This window comes from Corallococcus macrosporus DSM 14697, assembly GCF_002305895.1.
GTDB lineage: Bacteria > Myxococcota > Myxococcia > Myxococcales > Myxococcaceae > Myxococcus > Myxococcus macrosporus.
On sequence record NZ_CP022203.1, the window covers coordinates 403,746 to 410,000 of the forward strand.

General features: G+C 70.4%; 5 protein-coding genes (1 of these 5 cut by a window edge). 2 read left to right on the plus strand and 3 right to left on the minus strand.

Annotated features, from left to right (window positions below):
* The first annotated feature begins 163 nt into the window (after nucleotides 1–163).
* On the plus strand, nucleotides 164–2,134 hold the full coding sequence (locus tag MYMAC_RS01725) for an ATP-binding protein (protein WP_239989272.1): 1,971 nt from the start codon (nucleotides 164–166) through the stop codon (nucleotides 2,132–2,134).
* Between the two features lie 34 nt (nucleotides 2,135–2,168).
* On the opposite strand, the gene MYMAC_RS01730 is transcribed toward MYMAC_RS01725, so the two are convergent.
* The 3 genes from MYMAC_RS01730 to MYMAC_RS01740 all read right to left on the minus strand — a co-directional run bounded on the left by MYMAC_RS01730 (nucleotide 2,169) and on the right by MYMAC_RS01740 (nucleotide 4,980).
* Nucleotides 2,169–2,855: a suppressor of fused domain protein gene (locus MYMAC_RS01730; protein ID WP_013936500.1), complete on the minus strand. Its 687-nt coding sequence runs from the start codon at nucleotides 2,853–2,855 to the stop codon at nucleotides 2,169–2,171.
* An 84-nt stretch (nucleotides 2,856–2,939) separates the two neighbouring features.
* The gene (locus tag MYMAC_RS01735) at nucleotides 2,940–4,139 is read right to left on the minus strand and encodes a GNAT family N-acetyltransferase (protein ID WP_095956804.1); all 1,200 of its coding nucleotides are present in this window, start codon (nucleotides 4,137–4,139) and stop codon (nucleotides 2,940–2,942) included.
* A 55-nt stretch (nucleotides 4,140–4,194) separates the two neighbouring features.
* Nucleotides 4,195–4,980: an acyl-CoA desaturase gene (locus MYMAC_RS01740; protein WP_013936498.1), complete on the minus strand. Its 786-nt coding sequence runs from the start codon at nucleotides 4,978–4,980 to the stop codon at nucleotides 4,195–4,197.
* Between the two features lie 224 nt (nucleotides 4,981–5,204).
* Between MYMAC_RS01740 and bioA the strand changes: the two genes are divergently transcribed.
* Nucleotides 5,205–6,255: the 5' portion of an adenosylmethionine--8-amino-7-oxononanoate transaminase gene (gene bioA, locus MYMAC_RS01745; RefSeq protein ID WP_095956805.1), read on the plus strand. It continues 281 nt past the right edge of the window; the window shows 1,051 of its 1,332 coding nt (coding positions 1–1,051); it begins with the start codon at nucleotides 5,205–5,207; the stop codon falls past the right edge of the window.

The window sequence follows — 6,255 nt, forward strand, 5'->3', positions numbered from 1 at the left end:
TAACCGCCCGGGTCGCCCCGGAGCGCGCGCGCGCCGGGGGAAGCGGCGGTTGGCTGACACACGGGAAATGATACTGATACATGAAGGCCCCCGCCTCCTCGTGGTTGCCACGGGTTCATGCCGGGAGGGAGCGACTCTGAGCGACCGATTCCAGGCGGCTCCGGTGCCTGACACAAACGTGATGTTGGCGGCGCTCGAGGAAGCGGAGCGGCACCAGCCCGACGGCTGCATGGTGTTTCACGCCGTGCGGGACGCCGCCGGTGCGTTGGTCGACTTCCAGTGGGCCTGGGCGAACCACGCGGGGGCGCGGGCCCTGGGGCACGCGCCGGAGTCGCTGCGGGGCCAGCGCCTGCGCGAGCTGACGCCGGGCTCGGCACTGGCCGTCCGGATGGACGTGCTCCGGAGCGTGGTGGAAGCCGGGCGCCCCGCCGTGGACAGCTTCCAGGAAGGGGAGGCGTGGCTCCAGGCAACCGCGGTGCCGCTGCGGGACGGGGTGCTGCTTCGGCTGCGTGACGTCACCAGCGCCCTGCGGTTGGAGGAGGGCGTCCGCGAAACCCTGGACTGGGTGCGGAGCGTGCTGGAGGCCACACCCGACGCGTTCTTCACGGTGGATGCGGACTGGCGCGTCACCTACGTGAATCACGAGGCGGCGGCCATCAGCGGGCGCTCCCAGGAGCAGCTCTTCCGGCAGATTCTGTGGCAGGCGTGTCCGGAGTTGCTGGGCACGCGGATGGAGCGCGAGCTGCGCCGGGTGGCGGGCGGCGCGGGTCCCACCATCTTCGAATGGCGCGCCACGCCGGGCCGCTGGCACGAGGTGCACGCCTGGGGCGCCAACGGCAACGTGTCCATCTTCGGGCGGGACGTCACCGCGAGGAAGCAGGCGGAGGCGGAGCGGGACATGCTCCTGTCTCGCGAGCACTCCGGCCGCCTGGAAGCGGAGGCCCTGGTCCACGAGCGCACCCGCGAGCTGATGGTCGCGCGAGAGCGCCTGGTGCAGTCGGAGAAGCTGGCCATGGCGGGGCAGCTCGCGGCGGGCGTGGGGCACGAAATCAACAACCCGCTCTCCTACGTCGTGGGCAACCTCCAGTTCGCCCTGGAGCAGCTCGCGCCCTTCACGGCCCGGCTGGAGGCGCGGGACGCGCTGGCCTGCGCCCTGGGCGAAGCGATGGAGGCCCTGCGCGAGGCGAAGGAGGGCGCCGAGCGCATCCGCAACACCGTGCGTGATTTGCAGACCTTCGCCCGGGCGGAGGAGCCGCGGCTGTCCCCGGTGGACGTGCACGCGGCGCTGGAGTTCGGCCTCGCCATGGCGATGCCCCACCTGCGCCACCGGGCCCGGGTGGAGAAGCGCCTGGGCGAGGTGCCCACGGTGATGGCGCACGAGGGGCGGCTGGGGCAGGTGTTCCTCCAACTGCTCGTCAACGCCGCGCAGGCCATCCCGGAAGGCGATGTGGCGCGCTACCAGGTGACGCTCTCGTCCTGGAGGGAGGGCGCGTCGGTGGTGGTGGAGGTGGCGGACAACGGCCACGGCATGGCGCCCGAGGTGCTGGAGCGCGCCTTCGAGCCCTTCTTCACCACCCGCCCCCTGGGAGAGGGCGCCGGGCTGGGCCTGTCCACCAGCCTGGGGCTGGTGCGCGGCATGGGCGGCGAGCTGTCGGCCACGAGCGCGCCAGGGCAGGGCAGCGTCTTCCAGGTGCGGCTGCCCTCCACGCAGTCCGCCGCGCCCTCCGTCCGAGCAGCGGAGGACCAGGTCCCTCCCGGCCGGAAGCGGGTGTTGGTGGTGGATGACGAGCCGCTGCTGGCCTCGGTGCTGGGCCGCATCCTCGGCGCGCGTCACGACGTGGTGGTGGTCCACAGCGGGCGCGAGGCGCTGGACACGCTGGCGCGCGACGCGGACTTCGACCGCGTCTTCTGTGACTTGATGATGGCGGACCTGACGGGGATGGACGTGTACGAAGCCCTGTCCTCGCGTCAGCCGGAGCTGCTGAAGCGCTTCGTCTTCATGACGGGCGGCGGCTTCTCCGAGCGGGCCCGCGTCTTCCTCCAGACGGTGCCGGTGCCACGCATCGAGAAGCCCTTCGAGCTGGGCGTCCTGCACGCGCTGGTGGAGGACGCCCCGCCGCGCGCCGGAACCTGAAGGGCCTCCGGCGCGCGAGTCCGCTGGAAGGTGATTACAGCTTCACTTCGTCCCGGTCCGGCCGGGTGATGTAGCCGGAGCCCGCGGCGACCAGCTTGGCCATCAGCTTGTCCATGCCGTTGGAGCGGGCGAAGGCCATCTCGTTGCGGGTGGCGCCCACCAGGGTGAGGAGCTGCACCTTGCCGCTGGGGAGCACGAAGTGGTCGGGCCGGGACGGATCCCGGACGAACACGAAGCCGCCCAGCTTGGACTCGCCACCATCCAGAGAGCCTTCCACCGGGTAGCGGTGGCCCATGGCGAAGGCGCGCAGGGACACGAGGTTGTAGGCCATCATGTCCAGCAGCCGGAACACCGGCCACTTCGCCTCTTCAGGCGTGTGGATGACCATCTCGTAGCCCAGCCCGCTGGGCGCGTCGTCGGGGATGTCCTCTCCGGGTGCCGCGGTGAAGGGGTTGGACAGTCCACTGGTGACATAGGTCCAGTAGGGGTAGCTCTCACTGGGCGGAGCGACGCGCACGCCCATGGGACCCCAATTGGGGTCGGCTTCCTGGACCTGGGCCAGCTCACTCTCCATCCACGCCTGGATGGCATCCGTCTGGTCGAGCGTGAAGACGCCTTCGTCAATGGCGCCGAACATCTTCGGATACTCGACTTCGTCGCGGTCCGCCCAGCAGTCCTCGTACCACTGGATGAAGTCTTCGTCCGTCTCCGGGGCTTTCATGGCGATGACACTCTAGAGGCTCACTCCGGTTTCACAACTTCAAGTCGCGTGGAGGCCTCTCCGGGCTGACAGTCCGGGGGGCGGTCAGGTGCCGGTGGCCCCGCTGGCGCCGGGGGAGCCGGCCAGGGGCCAGGGCTTCAGCCCGCAGATGCGCTCGGCCTCCTCCACGGCGGGCGCCAGCCGCGCGTGCTCCCGGCGGAGGAAGCCCCGCACCGCGCCGTCCAGTGTCTTGTCGAAGATGAGATGGGCGCTGTGCACGGCGGTGGGCTCGAAGCCCCGGGACACCTTGTGCTCGCCCCCGGCGCCGGGCTCGAACACCTTGCGGCCGGCCCGGATGCAGTCCTCCACGGAGTGGTACAGGCAGACGTGGAAGTGGAGGAAGGGGTGCTCCTCGAAGGCGCCCCAATAGCGGCCATAGAGGCGCTCCGCGGTGGCCAGGTTGAAGGCGCCGGCAATGACCTTTGGGCCACGAACGGCCTCCACCAGCTCCACCGCGTCCGGCATCGTGCGGAAGACGCGCGCGAAGAAGTCAGGGGTGAGCTGAATCTGCCCCCAGGCGTGGCGCTCGCAGGTGGAGGTGTAGAAGTCGTAGGCGCGCCGGGCATGCTCCTGGGAGAGCGCCTCGCCTCGCACCGTGCGCAGGGTGATGCCCTGGGTGGCCGCGGCCCCGCGCTCGCGCCTGAGCTGGTTGCGGCGCTTGGAGTCGAAGCGCGCCAGGTAGTCGTCGTAGCTGGCGTAGCCCGGGTTCTTCCAATGGAACTGGAGGGTGATGCGCCGGGCGAGCCCCTCGGCCTCCAGGAAGTCCGCCTCGTCCCCCGTCGGATACAGGACATGGACGGACGAGCAGCCCGCCTCCTGGGCGCTCCCGGCGGCCGCGGCGAGCAGGGCGCGGCGCAGGGCGGGCACGTCCTCGCCCGGGGCGATGAGGAAGCGGGGCACGGTGGCGGGGGACAGCGGCCCGCCCACGACGAGCTTCGGGTAGTACTCGACACCGAGCCGGGCGGCGGCGTCCGCCCAGCCGAAGTCGTAGATGTACTCGCCCATGCTGTGGAACTTGAGGTACGCGGGCGCGGCGGCCACCAGCCTGGGGCCACGCCACAGCGTGAGGTGATGCGGCGCCCAGCCCGTCTCCTCGGTGGCGCTTCCGCTCTCCTCCATGGCGGCCAGCCAGGCATGCCGGATGAAGGGCGGGGCGTCGGGGCCGGCGAGCGCGTCCCAGCCATCGGCCGGGGCATCAGTCACTGCTTCGAGGATGCGGAGACGGAGCGAGGTATCGGCGGGCACGGGGGCACTTCTAACGCGCCTCGCACATGCCCGCCGTGGGTTGCTGGCCTGTCCGTCAGGCGGCCCGGGCGGCGCCCGCCGACCGAGCGGCCTCGGGCCAGACGGCGCGCTGTGGAGTGGCGATGCGAATGATGCGCAGCAGGGCCAGCACGCGCATCACCTGCCACGTGGGGTCCAGTTCGAACTTCCGGGCCGCGAAGTTGGGGCTGCTGCCGTACTTGTGGTGGTTGTTCTGGAAGAGCTCCCCCATGCAGAGGAAGTCCATGGGCAGCGAGTTGCGCGACTTGTCGGTGCTGTCGAAGTTCCGGTAGCCGTACTTGTGGCCGCACCAGTTGACGATGGCGCCGTGAACGGGGCCCATGAGGAAGTGCAGGGGCAGCAGCAGGAACTGCCAGGGCGCCGTGGCGAAGGCCACATAGAAGGCGGAGTAGAAGGCCACCCAGCCCAGCGTGGCGAACCACGAGGTGCGCAGCGTGGTGTCCACGAGCGGCCACTCCGGATAGCCGCCCAGGAAGCGGGCCTCGGGCTGGCCGCGGCCGGCCGCGTAGTCGTCGTAGCGCGCCTTGGTGTGCCACATCATCCGCGCCACATCCTTGAAGAAGTGGGGCGAGTGCGGGTCCTTCTCGGTGTCGGAGAAGGCATGGTGCTCGCGGTGGAGGATGGCGTACGCCTTGGGCGAAAGGTACGACGAGCCCTGCACCAGGTAGGTGAGCAGGTGCATCACCCGCTCCGTCTTCGGCCCCATGGTGTACATGCGGTGGGCCGCGTACCGGTGCTGGAAGAAGCTCTGGAAGAACACACAGAGCAGCCAGTGCGAGACGAAGAAGATGAGGACGGCCATTCGAGTTCCCGGGTCAGTGTCAGAACCGGGGTAACACCGGGCATGTCATGGCAGCGTCACGCGGCATGGAAGAGCAGCGCGCTTGCCCCGTGGGGCGACGCGCTCGGCCGCGCCGCTTCAGGGGGCCATCAGTAGAACGCGCCATGTCGTGACATGACGCGAGGCGCCGTCTCCCGCTCTTCCGGTACGGAGGAGCCCCGGACCCACAGGAGAGGAGTACACGCGTGAAGCGGGCGGACATCGTTGGACTGGACAAGGCGCACGTCTGGCATCCCTACACGGCGATGGAGGCCTACATCGCGGAGACGGATCCACTGGTGGTGGCGCGCTCGGAAGGGCCGTACCTCCATGACGTGGACGGCACGCGCTACCTGGACGCCAACGGCTCCTGGTGGGTGTCCACGCTGGGCCACCGTCACCCGCGCCTGCTTCGCGCGCTCGCCGAGCAGGCCGCCACGCTCCCCCACGTCTCGCTGGCGGGCATCACCCACGAGCCCGCGGCGCTGCTGGCGTCGGAGCTGGCGGCCATCGCCCCCGGCTCGGACCGCCCGGACCTCCCCGCGTCCGAGCGCCTGGCTCGCGTCTTCTATTCGGACAACGGCAGCACCGCGGTGGAGGTGGCCATCAAGATGGCGGCCCAGTACTGGGCGCAGAACGGCCACCCGCGACGCACCCGCTTCATCACCCTGTCGGGCGCCTTCCATGGAGAGACGATGGGCGCCACCAGCGTGGGAGGTGTCCCGCTGTTCCGTGAAGTCTTCGGCCCCTTGCTCTTCGACGTGGTGCACGCCCCGTCGCCCGCGGAGGAGGGCGGCTGGGCGCGCGCTTTCGAGCAGGTCCAGGCCGCCCTGCGAGCACACCCGGATGAGATTGCCGGCGTGATTCTGGAGCCGGTGCTCCAAGGCGCCGCGGGCATGCTGATGTATTCGCCGGACTTCGTCCGGGCGGTGCGGGAGGCCACCCGCGAGGTGGACACCTTCCTCATCGCCGACGAGGTCTTCACGGGGCTGGGGCGCACGGGCGCACGCTTCGCGGTGGACCTGGCGGGCGTGGTGCCAGACATGCTGTGTCTGGCGAAGGCCCTCTCGGGCGGCATCCTGCCGTTCGGCGCCACCCTGGCCACCGAGCGCGTCTTCTCCGGCTTCCTCGGACCGTCGAGCCGGGCCCTCTATTACGGGCACTCGTACTGCGGAAACCCGCTGGGGGCCGCCATTGCCCGGGAGGTGCTGGCCGTCTACCGGGACGAAGACGTGATGGGGCAGGTGGCCCGGAAGG

Bases quoted from the DNA above. Each gene is read 5' to 3' on its own strand.
- MYMAC_RS01730 (WP_013936500.1), bottom strand. From the start codon at position 2,855: ATGAAAGCCCCGGAGACGGACGAAGACTTCATCCAGTGGTACGAGGAC.
- MYMAC_RS01740 (WP_013936498.1), bottom strand. From the start codon at position 4,980: ATGGCCGTCCTCATCTTCTTCGTCTCGCACTGGCTGCTCTGTGTGTTC.